This is a genomic window from Endozoicomonas sp., from assembly GCF_031844845.1.
Taxonomy (GTDB): domain Bacteria; phylum Pseudomonadota; class Gammaproteobacteria; order Pseudomonadales; family Endozoicomonadaceae; genus Endozoicomonas.
Genome location: NZ_JAVRMB020000217.1, coordinates 1 through 18799, shown reverse-complemented (window position 1 = coordinate 18799; position 18799 = coordinate 1). Strand labels below are relative to the sequence as shown.

Below are 18799 nucleotides of genomic sequence, written 5' to 3'. Positions count from 1 at the left end.
GCATCTGCCTGATCCTTATGCATCAGGATGAAAGTTGCCGCAGTCATTGGCCAGGAATCAGCTCCGGGCTGGTTATTCAGCAGCAGGCGGAAACCGGGTGCGTTTTTCCAGTCGGCATTCATGGCCGCTGACTGGAAGGTTGCCATGGAGGGCTGCAGGAACTTGCCCTCCGCACTGGCCAGCTGGGTGTGGCTAAGATTGCTTTGCTTGGCAAATGCGTATTCCACATAGCCGATGGAGCCACGGGTACGGCGAACAAAATTGGCAACGCCGGCATTACCATTGGCACCAATAGTGGTGGCGGCTCTTGGCCAGGTGATATCGGTATTGGTGCCAACATTATTTTTCCAGGCTTCACTCACCTGACTCAGGTAGTCCGTGAAGTTGTAAGTGGTACCGGAGCCATCAGAACGGTGTATTACATAGATTGACTGAGAAGGAATCTTCAGGTCCGGGTTGATGGCGGTGATGCGCTCATCGTCCCACTTTTTAATCTTGCCCATATAAATGTCGGCAACGATTTCACCCGTCAGTTTCAGACTGCCCGGCTCAATACCTGGAATATTTACCACAGGAACAATCGCGCCCATGACCATTGGGAACTGGATCATGCCTTCTTCGTTGAGCCGCTGTTCATCCAGAGGGGCATCGGTGGCGCCAAAGTCAACGGTTTTAGCAGTGATTTGTCGAATGCCACCACCGGAACCTATGGCCTGATAGTTAATCTGATTGCCGGTTTCCTGATGGTACTCTTCTGCCCATTTGGCATAGATTGGATGGGGAAAGCTGGCACCCGCCCCATTAATTGAATTTGCACTGGCAGCTCCGGAAAGCGCGGCGGCCACCAATACTGAGGATACGACAACTGACTTTAGGAATGTCATGGTTCTTTTCCCCCGAAAACTCATTAAGAGTGTTTGTGTTTGATGGGGGCTAGAATAAGAAAAAACTGTTACAGAAATATTGCTTAAATATTTCAGTTATATGACAGTGTTTTTTATTCAAATAAGCAACAGGCCACACGTCAGTTAACAGGCTCTTTACACTGGTTAACAGGGAAGCTCAAAAGTCCACGGAAGTCAATAATGGTACGGTATAGAGCGTAGTTTCAAGGCTTTGACACAGGTTTTTCCGGTGGTATAGTTGCGGCTCCCGAAACGGCATTGCATGAAACAGCGAGATGTTTTTCTTCGCTCTGTGCCAGTCCCTTATATGAGCTTAAGGCTATATGAGCTTAAGGCTATCTACAGGGGTGAAGAGTGACGAAAACGATTTTCTGCTATCGGTCTGTGTAAAAGCCTCAATGGTTTTTCCAGATTCCTGCCGTGGGTAATAGAGGCTGTCGCACAAGTTCTGCGTACGCGGGCTTATGTCGTACCCTCAAAGTTTCGTTTATCTATTGAAATTTCCGAATTCTTCACCCGGAGTATCCCATGACCGCTATCAAAGAAATCAAGGCTCGCGAAGTTCTCGATTCTCGTGGTAATCCCACTGTTGAAGCAGACGTTATTCTTGAGTCTGGTGCCTTTGGTACTGCCTGTGCTCCCAGCGGTGCCTCCACGGGTTCCCGCGAAGCGCTGGAACTGCGTGACGGCGACAAGTCCCGTTATCTGGGCAAAGGTGTCCTGAAAGCTGTTGGCAACATCAACGGTGCTATCCGTGAAGCACTGCTCGGTTTCGACGCTAACGATCAGCGTGGTCTGGATGACAAGATGATCGCGCTGGACGGCACTGACAACAAGGGCAAGCTGGGCGCTAACGCTATTCTGGCTGTGTCTCTGGCGGCTGCCAAAGCGGCTGCGGTTGACAAAGGCATGCCTCTGTACGCACACATTGCTGAACTGAACGGTACTGCTGGCCAGTTCACCATGCCGGTTCCGATGATGAACATCATCAACGGTGGTGAGCACGCTGACAACAACGTCGACATCCAGGAATTCATGATTCAGCCCGTTGGCGCCAAGACGTTCGCCGAAGCTCTGCGTATGGGCGCTGAAATCTTCCACGCGCTGAAGAAAGTACTGTCTGACAAAGGCCTGAGCACTGCAGTAGGCGACGAAGGTGGTTTTGCACCGAACCTGTCTTCTAATGCTGAAGCACTGGCTGTCATCAAAGTAGCCGTCGCTGCTGCCGGTTACAAGCTGGGCGAAGAAGTGACTCTGGCGATGGACTGTGCTGCTTCTGAATTCTATGAAGATGGTCAGTACAATCTGAAAGGCGAAGGCAAGACCTTCACCTCTAACGAGTTCTCTGACTACCTGAAAGGTCTGACTGAACAGTTCCCAATCATCTCTATCGAAGATGGCCTGGACGAATCTGACTGGGATGGTTTTGCTTACCAGACCAAAATCCTGGGTGACAAGATTCAGATCGTTGGTGACGACCTGTTCGTAACCAATACCAAGATTCTGAAGGAAGGTATCGACAAGGGTATCGCCAACTCTATCCTGATCAAGTTCAACCAGATCGGCTCCCTGAGCGAAACTCTGGATGCGATCAAGATGGCCAAGGACGCTGGTTACACCGCGGTTATCTCTCACCGTTCCGGTGAAACTGAAGATTCAACCATCGCTGACCTGGCAGTAGGCACCTGTGCCGGCCAGATCAAGACCGGTTCCCTGTGTCGTTCTGACCGTGTGTCCAAGTACAACCAGCTGCTGCGTATTGAAGAGCAACTGGCTGGAACCGCACCTTATCGTGGTATCGCTGAATTCAAGCACGCCTGATTAGCATAAAAAGCTGATCGAAAGAGGAGGCATTATGCCTCCTTTTTTTTCGTCTTCAATTTGTCTTCAGAATGCTGTCTGGTAGTCAGAGCGAGGCAGGCTGTTGATCGTATTTTAAACCGTCGGTACAACTGTTAAACTTCATCGTTAAGGCCCAATTACTACCAGCTTTAACTTCAAAATATCTTTTTGATAGTGTTTGTCCATACTGCTGGTTAGTTACGGTTTCTAAAGTGGAACTGATTATGAAAAAACTGGCAATAGCCTTGTTGACACTTATGTTGGTTTCTCTTCAGGCCAGGCTCTGGATTGGTGAAGGCAGCATGGCCGAATTGCTGACTCAGCAGGATAATCTTGAGCGCTCCAGGCTGGAAAATGAACGTTTGTATCAGCGTAATCGCCTGTTGGCAAAAGAGGTGGTAGAGCTGCAGCAGGGCATGGAAACGGTTGAGGAAAGGGCTCGGCAGGAGCTGGGGATGATTCGGCGTGATGAAACGTTCTTTCTTACCTACGATTAAACGGGAACATTTTTCCCTGTTTTGATTTTATGCTGTTCAGGCAAAGGGTGTCAGAGTGAGTAGCGCAGAAACCAGGAAAACGGTTCGTTACTGGGCGGTAGTTCCGGCGGCAGGCGTCGGTAGTCGTATGAATGTCGCCATCCCGAAGCAGTATCTGGAAATCAGGGGCAGGCCTTTAATGGTTTATACCCTGGAGCGGCTGCTGGATTTCTCCCTGCTGGAAAAGGTGGTGGTGGTACTGGATGGGGATGATGAATTGTACCCATCGGTGGAGGTGCTGCGGGATTCCCGAATCCTGTTAGCTCAGGGCGGTGATGAGCGTTATGATTCGGTGCTCAACGGCCTGAAAGTATTGCTGGATATAGCCAGTCCGGATGACTGGGTGCTGGTCCATGATGTGGCTCGTCCCTGTATTCGCCGTTCCGATCTGGACTGGTTGGTGAATCAGCTGGGTGATCATCCGGTGGGTGGTTTGCTGGGGTTACCGGTAACGGATACTCTGAAGCGCGCCGGTTCTGATGGTGCCGTGCAGGAAACCGTTGACCGTCAGGGCCTCTGGCATGCCATGACCCCTCAGATGTTCCGTCTGGGAATGCTTCATGATGCCATGGTAAAAGCGATAGCGGATAAAATGCCGGTGACCGATGAAGCCAGTGCTATTGAATATTCCGGTAAACAACCGGTTATGGTTGAAGGGCATGCTGATAATATCAAGGTAACCCGGGGAACTGATCTGGCTCTGGCCTCTCTATATATTGAACAGCAGTCGAAACTTTTTGAGGTCTCTTAATGCGCATTGGTCATGGTTTTGATGTTCACCGCTTCACTGATAGCGAGGGGGATCATATTGTTCTCGGTGGGGTTAAGATACCTTACTCTCACGGCCTGATAGCTCATTCCGATGGTGATGTTCTGCTTCATGCCCTCTGTGATGCACTCCTGGGTGCTGCAGGCCTTGGGGATATCGGCAAACACTTTCCCGACACCGATGAACGCTACGCGGGTATTGATAGCCGTAAGCTGCTTTGTCATGTTATTGCGCTGTTGAAAGAACAGGGTCTGGCTCCGGTAAATGTGGATAGTACCATTATCGCCCAGTCTCCAAAGATGGCTCCTCATATTGATCAGATGCGCCAGAATATCAGTGAAGATATGGGGATTGATTCTGCCCTGATCAATGTAAAAGCAACCACCACTGAAAAATTGGGATACACCGGCAGGAAAGAAGGCATTGCCGTGCATGCTGTTGTTTTGCTTTCAGAAGACAGAAGGCAGAAGACAGAGGGCAGAAAAAGCGCTTGAGATTTTCCAGGATTGCCATTCAATAACCGCGTTAAACGCGGTATGGTTTATTGTTAGTATTTTTAAGTTGAGTACGCATCATGGATGCAGATGTGCCGGTGCCTGTGGATTATTCTCTTGATTGGCATTATGCCCTGGGTGGGCCGTTGGGCCGTTGTCTTTTTAAATCCTGTCATGACGATTTTCTTGTTGATGAGTTACTGCCGTTTGAGCCGGAAGGTGAGGGTGAGCACCTTTTTCTTTTGATTGAGAAAAAAGGTGAGAATACGGATTGGGTTGCCGGTCTTTTGGCCAGATATGCCGGTGTTACAAGGCAGTCGGTCAGTTATGCCGGACGCAAGGATCGTCATGGTGTTACACGTCAATGGTTTTGTGTTTCCCTGCCTGGCAAGGCTGATCCGAGCTGGGCCGGGCTGGAGAGTGATTCTATCCGTATTATTCGTCAGTCAAGACATCGTAAAAAGTTAAAGACCGGGGCGCTGAAAGCTAATGACTTCTGTATCACCCTGCGGAATATTGATGCTGAGCCTGCCCGGGTAGAAGCCCGGCTGGAGCAGATTTCCCGGGAAGGTGTGCCTAATTACTTCGGTGAACAGCGCTTTGGTCATCAGGGAAGGAATGTTGAAAAAGCGGTGGCCATGCTGGCTGGAAAGTTTCGGGTTCAGCGTAATAAGCGATCGGTTTACCTGTCTGCGGCACGGTCCTGGCTTTTTAACCGGGTTCTGTCTGAAAAAGTTGGACAGGGATCCTGGAATCAATACACACCGGGCGATGTCCTGGGCTTTCCTGATAGCAATAGCCTGATTTTTGATACCCCTGATGCAGAGTTGATGGCGCGTCTTGACCGAGGCGAGTTAAGTCCAACGTCTCCATTGTGGGGCAGGGGTTTACCAAAAGTGTCTGACCAGACGCTGCTTTTTGAGCAGTCGATAACCACAGGATTTGTTCAGCTATGTGATGGTTTGGAGAAGGCGGGGCTGCAGCAGGAGCGGAAAGTTAATCGCCTGATTCCGGAACAAATGAGCTGGTCCTGGGGAAATAGTCCGGAAGGTTCATTGCTGGTATTACGCTTTCGACTGCCAAAGGGTCGCTTTGCGACTTCAGTATTGAGGGAGTTGCTTTCTTGTAATGAAGAGCGCCATGAAGAACGTCATGGTGAGTATAAAGAAGAAATTGGAATAATTCAGGATTAGGGAGTTTATGGACGATGACCATATTGTTATCCAACGATGATGGTGTAACAGCCAGGGGATTGGCTCTTTCTTTCGAGACACTTGAACTGCATGGCCAGTGCTGGGTGGTGGCTCCGGATAATGACTGTTCGGGGCGGGGGCATTCATTAACTCTGAATCATCCACTGCGTATGAAGGAACACACCAATGGTTTTTTCAGCGTAGACGGCACACCGGCGGACTGTGTTAATCTTGCGGTCAGTGGTCTGTTTGGCAAGTTACCTGAGCGCGTAGTTTCCGGTATTAACAACAGTGCCAACCTGGGTGATGATGTTCTTTATTCCGGGACAGTGGCTGCAGCCATGGAGGGACGTATGCTGGCAAAAACAGCGATAGCGATTTCCTCCTGTGGTAAAAAAGATCACCATCTTCAAGTCAGCGCCAGAGTGTTACACGATATAATGCTGCGCCTGGATAACCTGAATCTTCCGGAAGGTACCATTCTTAATGTCAATGTGCCTGCCTGTGACTATGAAGATATCAGAGGAATGAAAGTGACCCGGCTGGGTCACCGGGACGGGTCGAAACCGCCATTAAAAATGATAGACCCACGGGGGAATACTGTCTGGTGGATTGGTGGTGTTGGTAAACCATTAGTTGCCGAAGAGGGGACGGATTTTCATGCGGTGTCATCCGGCTATGTTTCGATTACCCCGCTGCAATACGATAAAACGGGGCATAGTACATTATCACTGGTGGAGGATTGGCTCGGAGCCTGTGTATGAAGGATCTTGAAATTGATGGTATCGGCATGACGTCTCGCCGAACCCGGGAGCGGTTGATTCAGCGTCTGGTGGATCAGGGTATTCAGTCGACGAAAGTGCTGGATGCTATTCGTACCATCCCCCGACACCTTTTTCTCGATGAGGCTCTGGCTCACAGGGCTTATGAAGATACGGCATTGCCTATTGGTCATAATCAGACACTTTCCCAACCCTATATTGTTGCCCGAATGACCGAAGCGCTTCTGGGTCGGGAGGGAGTGAACAAGGTGCTTGAGATTGGTACCGGTTCCGGTTACCAGACTGCAGTACTTGCCTCATTGGTAGGGAAAGTTTATTCCGTTGAGCGCATCAGGCCATTGCAGGAAAAGGCAAGGCAGAGGCTTTCCAGGCTGTCATTGAATAATGTGCGATTTCGCCATACCGATGGCGGCATGGGATGGCCGGAAGAAAGCCCGTTTGATGGCATTATTGTCACTGCTGCTCCCGGAGAGATTCCTGAAGAACTGTTGAACCAATTGTCCCCTGAGGGGGGGCGGTTGGTGATTCCTGTGGGTGGTAGTGACTTTCAGGATCTGCTTCTGGTTACCCGGCAGGGTGATGAATACCATCGCAAGGTACTGGACGCCGTTCGCTTTGTACCACTGCTGTCGGGTGTTATACGCTAATGTAGCGTGAAAGATACTCAGAATTTTAAAATGCTTTAATGAAAATGGTCAGTTCAGGATGGCTGGCTTTCGGGAGCGGTTTCCCGTTATTTCTTTAATTTGTTCCAAAGGTTAGAACATGTCGAAATTTGCTTCCTGTTTTGCGCTTGTTGCCAAGGGAATGGCTATGGGTGCTGCTGATGTGGTACCTGGTGTTTCCGGAGGTACCATCGCATTTATTACCGGTATTTACGACCGGCTGTTAAATGCCCTGAAAAGTGTTAACCCGTCATTATTTAAAGTGCTTGGCAAAGAGGGTGTTGCCGGAGTCTGGCAGCGGATAGACGGCACATTTCTGGTCTGTGTATTTGGTGGGGTGTTGACCAGTATTCTGTCGTTTGCCCATGCCATTACTTATTTTCTGGTAAATCATCCGGAAATGCTCTGGGCATTCTTTTTTGGCCTGATTCTGGTGTCAGGATTGCACATGATTCGTCAGGTTCATCAATGGAATGTACCGGTGATGATTTCTCTGCTGGTGGGTGTTGTGGTTGCCTGGGCGGTAGGTATATTGACACCGGGCAGTCTTGAGCCTGAACCGGTAACGCTGTTTTTTGCCGGAGCGATTGCTATTTGTGCGATGATTTTGCCGGGTATTTCCGGCAGTTTTATTCTGTTGCTAATGGGACTGTATGGACCGGTTATTGATGCGGTAAAAAGTTTGAACTTCAGTGTGCTGATCGTGTTTGGTCTGGGCTGTATTGGCGGTTTGTTGAGTTTTTCTCACGTACTGTCGTGGCTGCTGAAAAAGCATCGGGATATGGCTATTGCCCTGTTGACCGGCCTGATGCTGGGATCGCTGGGTAAGGTCTGGCCGTGGAAAGAAACATTGCAGTCACGGATCAACAGTTCCGGAGAGCAGGTTCCCCTGATTCAGGCCAATGTTTCTCCTATGGACTATGAGATTATTACCGGGCAGCCTGCTTATCTGGTTGAATCCATTGGTCTCATGATTTCTGCCATTATTTTGGTGGCGGCTATCGAGTGGCTTGGTAGCAGGAAGCACTAAAGCCATGTGGCAATGCGGGTGAAACTACTGATTAAATTATAATATTTTTAATCATTAATGATTTTTTCTATTCACTTTCTGAATATGATTTTTTGATGATGGTTTGGGCCAGTGGAGTTGATAAAGTGTTGGATTTTATGAAAATCACTCAAATTAATATGAGTGATTGCTCAAAAAAAATACTTTTTCTGCTTTTTTTACTAACTGCCTGCCTGTTGGTTACTGGCTGCAGTCATGACCCTGCCCGGGTGACGGTTACTGACTTGAGGTCGCCCCCCAGGGTGACTTCAGGTCAGCATGTTGTGCAACAGGGTGAGACTCTTTACTCAATCGCCTGGCTCTATAACAGGGATTTCAGAGAGTTAGCAGATAATAATAAAGTTCGCCATCCTTATACCATTTATCCCGGTCAAAAGATCAGCTTGTCGATGCGTCAGCGTCCTGCTGTCAGGCCAGCGAAGCCTGTTGTGAATAATCAAAAGACGGTTGCTTCTAAAAAAAGTAAGCCGGTCAAAAAATATACAGCTAATAAGTCAGCGAAAAAAACCATCTCTTTGTCTGTCAGCGGCTGGCAATGGCCTGCTGATGGTAAAATCATTTCCTCATATTCGCTCAAAATGCCGGTTAACAAGGGGATTGATATTGGTGGCAAATTAGGAGAGCCTGTAAAGGCTTCAGCCAGCGGTGAGGTAGTGTACGCAGGGAGCGACCTGTCCGGCTATGGCAGGCTGATCATTTTGAAACATAATAGTAGCTATCTGAGTGCATATGCGCACAACAAGGATCTGTTCGTGAATGAGGGAGACGCAGTTAAAGCGGGCCAGAAGATAGCCGAAATAGGTTCTACAGGGACGACGGAGCCTAAGCTGCACTTCCAGATACGGCGTGATGGTAAACCGGTTGACCCGATGGGATACCTGCCAGGGCGCTGATGAGGAAGGTCAGTGGCTGTTGTAGTAGAGGGATCTCACGGGTGTCGGCGCAACTTTGGGTTGCTCGACATAGAGTGGGAATTTCCGGATAGGACTAACTCTTATGGCATCAAAGAGGGATGACGCAGAGCTAAGCAGTTATGCTGAAGGTGTAATCCAGGGACAGGATGAATTGAGCCCGGCTCGTAATGCCGGTGGCCTCAATGAAACGGTTGAAGAGAACGATCCCGGTACCGACCGGCCACAGCCTACTGCTGTGACGTCGATCAGTACCACGAGTCGTCGAAAAGAAGACGATGGCTTTTATAAGGCCATTGATGCAACCCAGCTGTACCTCAATGAAATAGGTTTTTCACCCCTTCTCACACCTGAGGAGGAGGTTCATTTTGCCCGACTTGCCCGAAAAGGGGTTGAAGCCGGTCGGCGTCGTATGATTGAAAGTAATCTGCGACTGGTGGTGAAAATTTCCAGGCGCTATGTCAATCGTGGTTTGACGTTGCTTGATCTGATCGAAGAAGGCAATCTTGGTCTGATTCGTGCGGTTGAGAAATTTGATCCTGAAAGAGGGTTCCGCTTTTCAACCTACGCTACCTGGTGGATACGACAGACTATTGAACGGGCGATCATGAATCAGACCCGAACGATCCGTTTGCCTATTCACGTAGTTAAGGAACTGAATGTCTATCTCAGGGCAGCCAGAGAATTGACCCAGAAGCTGGATCATGACCCGAGCCCTGAGGAAATCGCTCAACTGCTGGACAAACCGGTAGCTGATGTCAAGCGGATGCTTGGTCTCAATGAGCGGGTTACTTCAGTTGACACTCCTCTGGGCCCTGACTCTGACAAGTCTATTCTGGATACGATTTCGGATGAAAAGGGTGCCGATCCGGCCGTGTTATTACAAGATCTGGACCTTAATGACAGTCTTGACCGATGGCTGGGTGAGTTGTCAGAAAAACAGAGAGAGGTTGTTGCACGCCGCTTTGGTTTGAGAGGCTATGAAACCAGTACTCTTGAGGAAGTAGGTAAAGAGATTGGTCTGACCCGGGAACGGGTAAGGCAGATTCAGGTTGAAGCTTTGAAAAGGCTTCGCTCTATCCTTGAAAAGCAGGGTTTATCTGGCGAGTCATTATTTAATTGATTTTCCGGTGCATACTACAGAAAACTGCTTCAGTGTTTCCTGGATACATTACATCCCTTCAATAAAAACCATGAGTGAAAACTCATGGTTTTTTTATTGGCGCTTTTTATTGCGATTTTTATTGCGATTTTTATTGCAAGAATGTTTTTAACTCAGCGTTCCAGCTGATCCAGCTTGCCTTTCACACCGTCCCACTCAGCCGCATCGGAGGGAGGATCTTTCTTTTCGGTAATGTTATCCCATACGTCAGCCAGCACTGCGTTCAGTTCAATGAACTCTTGCTGGTCTTCGGGAACCTCATCCTCGGAGAAAATAGCGTTTGCCGGACACTCTGGCTCGCAAAGAGCACAGTCGATACATTCGTCCGGGTGAATCACCAGGAAGTTTGGTCCTTCATAGAAGCAGTCCACAGGACAGACTTCCACGCAATCGGTGTATTTGCACTTGATGCAGTTTTCACCCACTACGAAAGTCATGGTGGTTGAACTCCATTTGATCTGAATAATAAAAAGTACTGCCCGGGTTTGCTTTTATTTCCGAGAGAACAGTCCCTCTCGCGGAGCATTATGCAATGGCAATACAAAAAGTTCGGGCGAGTTTACCAGAATTGTAAACCCGCTGGATAGCCGGGATTACCATAACCTTATACCCTGAGTGATCAGTATACGACTCAGGATATAAGGAAAATAAACTTACTTGCCTAACCCCTTGAGCGTATAGAGCAGCTCCAGAGCCTGTCGTGGCGTCAGATTATCCGGGTTTGTCTTATCCAGAACATCAATGGCTGGATGGGGTTCCGGACTGGCAAACAGGTCGGCCTGAGGTGTAGCTGTCGCCTGTCTGGATTGCGTGGTAACCGGTTGCCAGCCCTGAGCCTTTTGAGGTGCTGTTTCATTTTGCTCCAGCATGGCCAGTTTCTGTCGTGCCTGATTGATCACATGTCTTGGCACGCCGGCCAGCTGCGCGACCTGCAAACCGTAACTCTGGCTGGCAGGACCTTCCTGAACGGCATGAAGAAAGACAATGCGGTCATCATGCTCTGTTGCATTCAGGTGAACGTTCACCACCGTTTTGCACTCTTCAGGCAGCTGGGTCAGCTCAAAGTAATGGGTTGCAAACAGGGTGAATGCACGCGCTGAATCGGCCAGGTATTGAGCGCAGGCCCATGCCAGGGATAGTCCGTCAAAGGTACTGGTACCGCGGCCAATTTCATCCATCAGCACCAGACTCTGCTCTGTAGCATTATGGAGAATATTGGCAGTCTCGGTCATCTCCACCATAAAGGTTGAGCGACCGCCGGCCAGATCATCAGAAGAGCCGATACGGGTGAAAATCCGGTCTACCAGACCAATTCGTGCCTGAGAAGCGGGTACAAAGCTACCAATATGAGCCAGCAGTACAATCAACGCCGTCTGTCGCATATAGGTCGACTTACCACCCATATTGGGACCGGTAATAATCAACATGCGGCGCTCAACATTGAAGGTAACATTGTTAGCCACAAACGGCTCATCAAGCACCTGCTCGACCACCGGATGGCGACCCTCCACAATCTCAATACCCGGACTCTGCAGAATTTCAGGACGGCAGAAGTTCAGGGTTTCAGCCCGTTCAGCCAGATTACTGAGTACATCCAGTTCTGACAGTGCCATGGAACACTCCTGAAGCGGACCCAGATGTTCCACCATTTTGTCCAGCAGCTCATCATAGAGTGCTTTCTCACGGGCCAGGGCGCGGCTCTTACTGGACAAAGCCTTATCTTCAAACTCCTTTAACTCCGGCGTAATAAAGCGCTCGGTATTCTTCAGAGTCTGTCGGCGGATATAGTCCACCGGAGCATTATCAGACTCACGGCGACTCAGCTCAATGTAGTATCCGTGTACGCGGTTATAGCCTACCTTCAGAGTTGAAAGGCCGGTTCTTTCCCGCTCACGCAATTCCATCTGTACCAGATAGTCCCCGGCATTTTCACTGATAGAGCGCAGCTCATCCAGTTCACCATCATAGCCTTCACCGATGACGCCACCGTCACGGATGACCACGGGAGGATTCTCAATAACGGCTCTGGTCAACAGCTCCGACAGTTCCGGGTGTTCACTGATACTGGTGGCTAGCTGATGTACTGTCTGGCTGTCGATGGTGGCGAGCTGTTGCTGCAGTTCCGGCAGCTGCTGCAATGCGTCTCTCAGTCGTGCCAGGTCTCTGGGGCGGGCAGACTTCAGGGCAACGCGGGCAAGTATACGTTCAATGTCGCCAATATTTTTGAGGACCGGGTAGAGGGATTCAAAGTGGAATCCATCTTTTAAAGCGGTAATGGCGGATTGCCGTGCCTGTAACTTCTCAATATTACGAAGCGGACGGTTTATCCAGCGCCCCATTAACCGGCTGCCCATGGCGGTGGCGGTACGGTCAAGAACTGCTGCTACGGTATGTTCCCGACCTCCGTTCATGTTAGTGGTCAGTTCAAGATTTTTCCGGCTGGCAGCATCCAGTACCACGCTCTCTTCGCGGTTCTCCTGAGCCAGGGCCCGAATATGGGGCAGGGCCGTGCGTTGGGTTTCCCGGGCGAACTGCAGAAGGCAGCCTGCTGCCTCAATAGCCAGCGTTAAATGACTGCAGCCAAAACCCTCAAGGTTCCTGGTCTGGAATTGTCGGGTTAACTGCTCGAAGGCGCTTTCATGGTCAAAGTCCCAGGGCGGACGCTTACTGGTACCCGGGCGTCGCAACAATACCTCTGGCCAGCTGCGGTCATCATTCAGTAACACCTCAGCCGGACTCAGACGCTCAACTTCAGAAAGCAGGGCTTCCTCCCCGACAAGCTCCAGCACATTAAAGCGACCACTGCTGATATCCAGAAAAGCCAGTCCGTACTGGTTATTGTCCCGCTGGTTAACCGCCATCAGCAGGTTATCCTGACGCTCATCCAGCAATGCTTCATCACTGACGGTGCCGGGGGTCAGGATACGAACAACCTTTCTCTCCACCGGGCCCTTGCTGGTGGCGGGGTCGCCAAATTGTTCCACAATGGCAACGGATTGGCGCAGTCGAATCAGCTTGGCCAGATAACCTTCTGCCGCATGGTAGGGAATGCCCGCCATGGGGATTGGTTCGCCACCGGACTGCCCCCGTTTGGTCAGAGTGATGTCCAGAAACTGTGAGGCCTTTTTGGCATCGTCGTAGAACAGCTCATAGAAATCACCCATGCGGTAAAATACCAGGTGATCCCGGTGCTGCTGTTTGATGCGCAGATACTGCTGCATCATGGGCGTGTGGTTGGAGAGGTCAGTATTGGTCATTGAGCAAAAAAATTGTCCGTTTGGCCTGATGCATCAAGCAATTTAGAAGGATGCAGATTCAGGAACAATTATTAAATAGGTATAAAGTAAAAAAGGCTGTGCCATATAGTATCAGTGGATCAGGCAGAATGTCTTCCTGTCGGAGAATGAGCTTAGTCTACAGGTTATTAAACCGTTTAGTGTTCGAATTTCTTTTCAGGGCAAGAAATTCTGGTAAGGGGAGAATGGTTCTCCCCTTACCAGAATTTGTCAGCAACGATTTAATTGTGCTGATCAATCATAACCCGCCCGGGTATTGATCCTGACAAAGTCATTCACATTGCTACGTTACATGTAACGGATAAAAAAACAGGTCAAATCAATCACCGAATATCAGGAGTCACTATGGCCATCGAACCGAATTCCCCCCAAAGTACCCGGCAGAGAGTCGAGCGCCACCGGGCAGCCCTGCGAGAAGCTGGTTTACGACCATTGCAAATCTGGGTGCCGGATGCCCGGGTGGAAGGGTTTGCTGAAGAGTGCCAAAAGCAATCCGCCCGGCTCAAATCCGATACTGCTGAAACGGACACACTGCACTGGATTGAACACGCTTCGGATGATGAGGGCTGGTCATAAAACGGGGGATATTGTTACAGTTGCCATTAAATACGACTACGGGAAACTTCGGCCAGCCCATAGCGATAAGCGTAAAAATAGCTGAGCAATTATAGTACCAGTTGATCAGGCTGAATGTCTTCATGTCGGAGCATGAGATTGGTTATGCTGTAAATTGGCTTTCCGTACCATTCTTGACATTTTATTTTTGATTGTCATCCATGCTCTGGCCTCAAGTTTACGCTTGTTGCTGGTAGATTGAGGATTGTTGCTGGAAGGTTCAGACACAGCGGTCTCTAATTTTTCCAGGTCCGGAATGCCACCAAAACGCATAAATAAAGAAACCAGAGTCGGTTGCCTCCCTGCCAGAGCATCATTCGCATAACTGTTCAAAACATCTTGTTGCGGATGGATGATACCCTGCTTCAACCAAAGTGCTCTTTTATCGAAGGGAATGTTTTTCATGGCTTTTTTCAGACAAGCCAGATTTTTGTCGGCTCCTATTAACAGCCATTCCTCTGCCTTCTGGTAGTCATTTTGCTCAATCGCTTTTTCCAGCCCTCTGTTGAGAATGACAATATCTTTTAGGGCACCCAGCGCTAACCATTTTTTGGCCAGGTCAGGCCGGTTTTCATCGGCAGATTTAGTGAGCCCCGCAGATAAAAGTAGGTTATTTGCTTTGGCATTATAACGGATGCATTCTTCTGCTCTGTCGGGCTGGTTATCAGTAACAGCGTGCTCCAGATTTATTTGCCAATACTCGAGGATGAATTCATTGGCACCTTGTTTTATCCAGATGTCGGCCAGATCCTGACGCTTTGCTTTTGCAGATCGAATCATCGCTTCGTCAAGTTTGGTTAAATCCATTTTTCCGTCCAGTTTTATCCAGCCCATGACCTTGGTAAGCAGGTTTTTTTCCGCCGATTTCTGCAGTTGAGCATTTATGCTATTTTTGATTTTTACGTTATCTTCGTGATTAAAATGTTTCAGGGGAAATTGTTCAAACCACTGACTGACGAGGTCAGGCTGGTTTAAATCCACCAATTCAAGCACCTTGGTGATTATTTTAGATTTTGTTTGTTCTTCATGCGCAACATAGTCCTCTCTGGGACACAGCTTAATCCACTCCCAAGCCTTTGCAGGCTGGTTTTTATCCACCATATTATTTACCTGAGTAATGATTTCAGGTCTGATTTGTCCAGCATTCTGCGCGCCAAAATCTGCTATGGGACACAGCTCAATCCAACCCTTAGCCAAGTCTGGCAGGTTTTGATCCACCGCCTTCAGCAATTGAGTCTTGATTCTGGACCTGATATTCACTGCATCTTGTGGTTTTAAATCTTTTATTGGACATAGCGCTGCCCACTTCGAAGCCAGGTCTGGAAGGTTTTGATCCACCGCGTTCTGCAGTTGAGTACTGATTGCAGCTTTGATTTTTTGAGCCTCCTCAATATTAAAATCCTGTATGGGGCACAGTTCCAGCCACTGCTTGATGATATGGTCTTGAGGTTGCTTTGAATCAAACTGCTCTTGCAGTAGATTAGCTATAAGCTTTTTGGGGCGGTTGACGTCACGGTGACGTTTCAGGAGTTCTTCAATTTCGTAAGGGGTACATTTTTTTTCTTCATAAAGCACTGAAATCTTTTCATTTAGTGAGAGTGATTGTCCATAGTAATCAAGTTCCCTTAATTGGTTCGAACAACCTACCGCTCCTCTGCATGACGGGCAGGATGGTTCATGAGCAGTGTTTCGGTGAAAAACTGATTTAGACAGGCAGTCTGTGTGAAAGTAATGACCGCATTTGGATTGGTAGATGTCTGTTCTGCTAACATGTCTGCCGGAGAAAATTGCATTTGTGTCCAGGCATATAGAGCAGTTGCGAGATCTGGCTTCCTCAAATTCAATGTCTGTCATTGGCGTTGACGGTGTTGGCGGCAAGGGGGGAAGTAGGCTGCTGATATTCATAGTTTCCTCTTACTGGGTAGCTATGGGCAGGCCAGTACACAAAAGATTAATTAACACTACAGACAGTCAGGTTGTAAAAAAGTTCTCTTTGCCCACGTGTTACCCGATGATACACGACCCGTATGGGTACAAGGCACAGGATGAGCGGGTTGATAAAGCTTCTGTACCTGGAGCGGAGCTTGTGGCAATTAGCACTGTGAAAATCGCTTAAATCCGATACACTATTTCAATTATTTCATAAAAAATCTTCGGTGAGCGATTGGCATTGTGCTTGATGAACCCCAGAAAAAATCCATCCAAAAGGCATACAGTGCTTTCCTGGAAAGCAATAAGCTAAAAGCCCGGCCGGGACAGAAGCAGATGATTGCCGAGATTGCCCGGGCCCTTGGCGATATCAAAACAGACAGTGAAGGTCGCAGAATCTCAGACCCTTCCGTCACCGTTATTGAAGCAGGTACGGGTACGGGTAAAACCGTTGGCTATGTTTTGCCAGCGGTTGTCATGGCTCAGGCGGCAAAAAAACGTCTGGTGATCGCCACGGCCACAGTGACGCTTCAGGAGCAGGTCATCAATAAAGACCTGCCCAACATCATTTTAAAAACCGGATTGAACTTCTCTTACACCCTTGCCAAGGGGCGTGGGCGCTATGCCTGTCTCAGTAAACTGGACCGGCTGCTGCAGGAAGAGGAGGCCACTGCCTCTTTGATGGATATGTTCGCCTACGACGGCTTTACCCTTGAGAGCGACCAGTCATCTCTTGCCCTTTATCAGACGATGCTGGAGGCTTTCGCCGCATCCAAATGGGAAGGTGACCGGGACAGCTGGCCGGATGCCCTGGAAGATCAGCAATGGCGAACAATTACTACCGACCATGCCCAGTGCAGTGGCCGGCGCTGTGGTTATTTTAAAAACTGTCCCTTTTATAAGGCCCGGGGTGATCTGGAAACAGCGGATGTGGTGGTGGCTAATCACGATCTGGTGCTGGCGGACCTGGCGTTGGGGGGCGGCGCTATTCTGCCGGAACCTAAAGACAGTATTTACGTGTTTGACGAAGGTCATCACCTCCCCGATAAAGCCATTAGTCATTTTACCTGTCAGTCCAGGGTAAAAGGCACGGCGACCTGGCTGGAAAAGGCGGGTCGGCATTTGCAGAAAACCCTCAGCCAGCAGAGCCTGCCCGGTGATCTTGGGGCGCTGCTGGAGCGAATGCAGCCAGAGTTTGATTCTCTGGTTAATGCCCTGGGGCATACCCGGGAGATGCTGCACAGTATTGCTCAGTTTGAACCGAGAACCCAATTCACCCCCCAGGGTGAAAGTCAGGTGGCCATTTATCGCTTTCCTGAAGGGGTTGTGCCTGAACCACTGCGTCAACAGGCAGAGCGGTTGAAGGCGGGTTTCAGTAAATGCAACGGTATGTTGGAAAAGGTAGCAAAAGTCCTCGATGACGCCATGGATGGTGATGTTCCCGGCATTGATCGCATGCAGGCAGAACAGCTTTATCCGGAAGTGGGCGCCATGCAGTCAAGAATGGAAAGCCATTTTAAGCTCTGGCTGACCTACACCATAAAAGATCCGGAAGGTGAACCGCCTTCTGCCCGCTGGTTAAAGTGGAGTGAGGGTGCTTTTGGTGAGGAACTGGAAGTCTTTAGCAGTCCTATTATGTCTTCCATGACTTTATGGCAGACACTCTGGAACCCTGCCTATGCGACCATTGTAACCTCGGCAACACTGGCGGCCCTGGGAAATTTTGGACGTTTCCAGATGCGCTCCGGAGTGCCTGCTGAATCCCGTTGTGTCGTGGTACCCAGCCCTTTTCACCATAACGAAGCGGCCACTCTGGTGATACCGGCAATGGCCTCGGACCCACGGAATGCAGAAGCGCATACCGGCGAAATTATCGAATTATTGCCAGGCCTTATTTCCGATTCTGATCGTCCACGAGGCATACTGGTGTTGTTCTCCTCCCGCCGGCAAATGAAAGATGTGCATTTTGGTCTGGAGCCACAATGGCAGGAGAAAATACTGCTTCAGGATGATTACTCCCGACAGGAACTGCTGAAAAAACATCGTCAGCAGATTGATGATGGCAAGATGAGCATCCTGTTCGGTCTGGCCAGCCTTGCGGAAGGTATTGACTTGCCGGGGCATTATTGTGAACACGTGATTATCGCCAAGATTCCCTTTGCCGTACCGGATGATCCGGTAGAAGCGGCGCTGTCAGAATGGCTTGAAGCCCAGGGGCGAAATCCGTTTATGGAAATTACCGTGCCGGACGCCGCCATTCGTTTGATACAGGCCAGTGGTCGTTTATTGCGAACGGAGCAGGACACGGGACAGATTACTCTGCTTGACCGAAGGCTGGTGACTGCCCGCTATGGTCAGATGATTCTCAACTCGTTTCCCCCTTATCGCCGTGTCATCGAGCCTGCTTCGGCGGTAATGGTACGATAGAACCTTAAAATAGATGGACAGCTACCCTTGTTGACTTTGTTTAATCATGGATTTGATCAGCTGGATGGCCATACGCTTTACCAGCTTCTGAAACTGAGAGTGGATGTCTTTGTGGTTGAGCAGCAATGTGCTTACCCCGAACTGGATGATAAAGATAACCTGCCTTCTACCCGTCATGTTTTTCTGATGGATGGCGCTGACAGA

General features: G+C 49.4%; 17 protein-coding genes. 13 read left to right on the top strand and 4 right to left on the bottom strand.

Translation table 11 applies throughout. From position 1 onward, the window contains the following. The coding region (gene pstS / locus RM811_RS11205) for a phosphate ABC transporter substrate-binding protein PstS (protein WP_402524107.1) at nucleotides 1-884 on the bottom strand (884 nt) is incomplete at its 3' end. 549 nt (nucleotides 885-1433) lie between these two features. Between pstS and eno the strand changes: the two genes are divergently transcribed. The 10 genes from eno (at nucleotide 1434) to rpoS (ending at nucleotide 10289) form a co-directional block, all read left to right on the top strand. Then, complete coding sequence (gene eno, locus RM811_RS11200) at nucleotides 1434-2726, top strand: phosphopyruvate hydratase (protein ID WP_402524104.1); 1293 nt, start codon at nucleotides 1434-1436, stop codon at nucleotides 2724-2726. A gap of 245 nt (nucleotides 2727-2971) precedes the next feature. Next, nucleotides 2972-3244, top strand: a complete 273-nt coding sequence (locus RM811_RS11195; RefSeq protein ID WP_402524102.1) for a septum formation initiator family protein — start codon at nucleotides 2972-2974, stop codon at nucleotides 3242-3244. Between the two features lie 55 nt (nucleotides 3245-3299). Continuing rightward, nucleotides 3300-4034: a 2-C-methyl-D-erythritol 4-phosphate cytidylyltransferase gene (ispD, locus tag RM811_RS11190; RefSeq protein ID WP_402524099.1), complete on the top strand. Its 735-nt coding sequence runs from the start codon at nucleotides 3300-3302 to the stop codon at nucleotides 4032-4034. After that, a complete protein-coding gene (gene ispF, locus RM811_RS11185) occupies nucleotides 4034-4546 on the top strand; it encodes a 2-C-methyl-D-erythritol 2,4-cyclodiphosphate synthase (RefSeq protein ID WP_402524096.1) in 513 nt (170 codons plus the stop codon). Before ispD ends, ispF begins: the two co-directional genes overlap by 1 nt. An 80-nt stretch (nucleotides 4547-4626) precedes the next feature. Next, nucleotides 4627-5739, top strand: a complete 1113-nt coding sequence (truD, locus tag RM811_RS11180; protein WP_402524093.1) for a tRNA pseudouridine(13) synthase TruD — start codon at nucleotides 4627-4629, stop codon at nucleotides 5737-5739. A 14-nt stretch (nucleotides 5740-5753) separates the two neighbouring features. Then, nucleotides 5754-6503: a 5'/3'-nucleotidase SurE gene (gene surE / locus RM811_RS11175; RefSeq protein ID WP_402524091.1), complete on the top strand. Its 750-nt coding sequence runs from the start codon at nucleotides 5754-5756 to the stop codon at nucleotides 6501-6503. Beyond that, nucleotides 6500-7168: a protein-L-isoaspartate(D-aspartate) O-methyltransferase gene (locus RM811_RS11170; protein WP_402524089.1), complete on the top strand. Its 669-nt coding sequence runs from the start codon at nucleotides 6500-6502 to the stop codon at nucleotides 7166-7168. The genes surE and RM811_RS11170 overlap by 4 nt, the downstream gene beginning before the upstream one ends. Nucleotides 7169-7286: 118 nt before the next feature. Continuing rightward, complete coding sequence (locus RM811_RS11165; protein ID WP_402524086.1) at nucleotides 7287-8216, top strand: DUF368 domain-containing protein; 930 nt, start codon at nucleotides 7287-7289, stop codon at nucleotides 8214-8216. A 137-nt stretch (nucleotides 8217-8353) separates the two neighbouring features. Then, the gene (locus RM811_RS11160) at nucleotides 8354-9148 is read left to right on the top strand and encodes a peptidoglycan DD-metalloendopeptidase family protein (RefSeq protein WP_402524083.1); all 795 of its coding nucleotides are present in this window, start codon (nucleotides 8354-8356) and stop codon (nucleotides 9146-9148) included. A gap of 103 nt (nucleotides 9149-9251) precedes the next feature. Beyond that, the gene (gene rpoS / locus RM811_RS11155) at nucleotides 9252-10289 is read left to right on the top strand and encodes an RNA polymerase sigma factor RpoS (RefSeq protein WP_402524080.1); all 1038 of its coding nucleotides are present in this window, start codon (nucleotides 9252-9254) and stop codon (nucleotides 10287-10289) included. Nucleotides 10290-10441: 152 nt separating this feature from the next. Here rpoS and fdxA read toward each other — a convergent pair whose 3' ends face one another. Both fdxA and mutS read right to left on the bottom strand, forming a co-directional pair. Then, nucleotides 10442-10765: a ferredoxin FdxA gene (gene fdxA / locus RM811_RS11150; protein ID WP_402524077.1), complete on the bottom strand. Its 324-nt coding sequence runs from the start codon at nucleotides 10763-10765 to the stop codon at nucleotides 10442-10444. 216 nt (nucleotides 10766-10981) lie between these two features. Beyond that, nucleotides 10982-13585 (bottom strand): DNA mismatch repair protein MutS, encoded by a 2604-nt coding sequence (mutS, locus tag RM811_RS11145; RefSeq protein ID WP_402524074.1) that lies wholly within the window; start codon nucleotides 13583-13585, stop codon nucleotides 10982-10984. A gap of 384 nt (nucleotides 13586-13969) precedes the next feature. Between mutS and RM811_RS11140 the strand changes: the two genes are divergently transcribed. Next, nucleotides 13970-14200 carry an antitoxin MazE family protein gene (locus RM811_RS11140; RefSeq protein WP_402524071.1) on the top strand — a complete coding sequence of 77 codons (231 nt, stop codon included), beginning with the start codon at nucleotides 13970-13972 and terminating at the stop codon, nucleotides 14198-14200. A gap of 120 nt (nucleotides 14201-14320) precedes the next feature. On the opposite strand, the gene RM811_RS11135 is transcribed toward RM811_RS11140, so the two are convergent. Beyond that, on the bottom strand, nucleotides 14321-15814 hold the full coding sequence (locus tag RM811_RS11135) for a hypothetical protein (protein WP_402524069.1): 1494 nt from the start codon (nucleotides 15812-15814) through the stop codon (nucleotides 14321-14323). 178 nt (nucleotides 15815-15992) lie between these two features. Between RM811_RS11135 and RM811_RS11130 the strand changes: the two genes are divergently transcribed. Both RM811_RS11130 and dinG read left to right on the top strand, forming a co-directional pair. Beyond that, entirely contained in the window at nucleotides 15993-16355 is a 363-nt protein-coding gene (locus RM811_RS11130; RefSeq protein WP_402524066.1) for a hypothetical protein, read from the top strand. 56 nt (nucleotides 16356-16411) lie between these two features. After that, the gene (gene dinG, locus RM811_RS11125; protein ID WP_402524064.1) at nucleotides 16412-18595 is read left to right on the top strand and encodes an ATP-dependent DNA helicase DinG; all 2184 of its coding nucleotides are present in this window, start codon (nucleotides 16412-16414) and stop codon (nucleotides 18593-18595) included. The last annotated feature ends 204 nt before the right edge of the window (nucleotides 18596-18799 follow it).

Bases quoted from the DNA above. Each gene is read 5' to 3' on its own strand.
- eno (WP_402524104.1), top strand. From the start codon at position 1,434: ATGACCGCTATCAAAGAAATCAAGGCTCGCGAAGTTCTCGATTCTCGT.
- RM811_RS11195 (WP_402524102.1), top strand. From the start codon at position 2,972: ATGAAAAAACTGGCAATAGCCTTGTTGACACTTATGTTGGTTTCTCTT.
- ispF (WP_402524096.1), top strand. From the start codon at position 4,034: ATGCGCATTGGTCATGGTTTTGATGTTCACCGCTTCACTGATAGCGAG.
- truD (WP_402524093.1), top strand. From the start codon at position 4,627: ATGGATGCAGATGTGCCGGTGCCTGTGGATTATTCTCTTGATTGGCAT.
- surE (WP_402524091.1), top strand. From the start codon at position 5,754: ATGACCATATTGTTATCCAACGATGATGGTGTAACAGCCAGGGGATTG.
- RM811_RS11170 (WP_402524089.1), top strand. From the start codon at position 6,500: ATGAAGGATCTTGAAATTGATGGTATCGGCATGACGTCTCGCCGAACC.
- RM811_RS11165 (WP_402524086.1), top strand. From the start codon at position 7,287: ATGTCGAAATTTGCTTCCTGTTTTGCGCTTGTTGCCAAGGGAATGGCT.
- RM811_RS11160 (WP_402524083.1), top strand. From the start codon at position 8,354: ATGAAAATCACTCAAATTAATATGAGTGATTGCTCAAAAAAAATACTT.
- rpoS (WP_402524080.1), top strand. From the start codon at position 9,252: ATGGCATCAAAGAGGGATGACGCAGAGCTAAGCAGTTATGCTGAAGGT.
- fdxA (WP_402524077.1), bottom strand. From the start codon at position 10,765: ATGACTTTCGTAGTGGGTGAAAACTGCATCAAGTGCAAATACACCGAT.
- mutS (WP_402524074.1), bottom strand. From the start codon at position 13,585: ATGACCAATACTGACCTCTCCAACCACACGCCCATGATGCAGCAGTAT.
- RM811_RS11140 (WP_402524071.1), top strand. From the start codon at position 13,970: ATGGCCATCGAACCGAATTCCCCCCAAAGTACCCGGCAGAGAGTCGAG.
- RM811_RS11130 (WP_402524066.1), top strand. From the start codon at position 15,993: ATGTCTGTTCTGCTAACATGTCTGCCGGAGAAAATTGCATTTGTGTCC.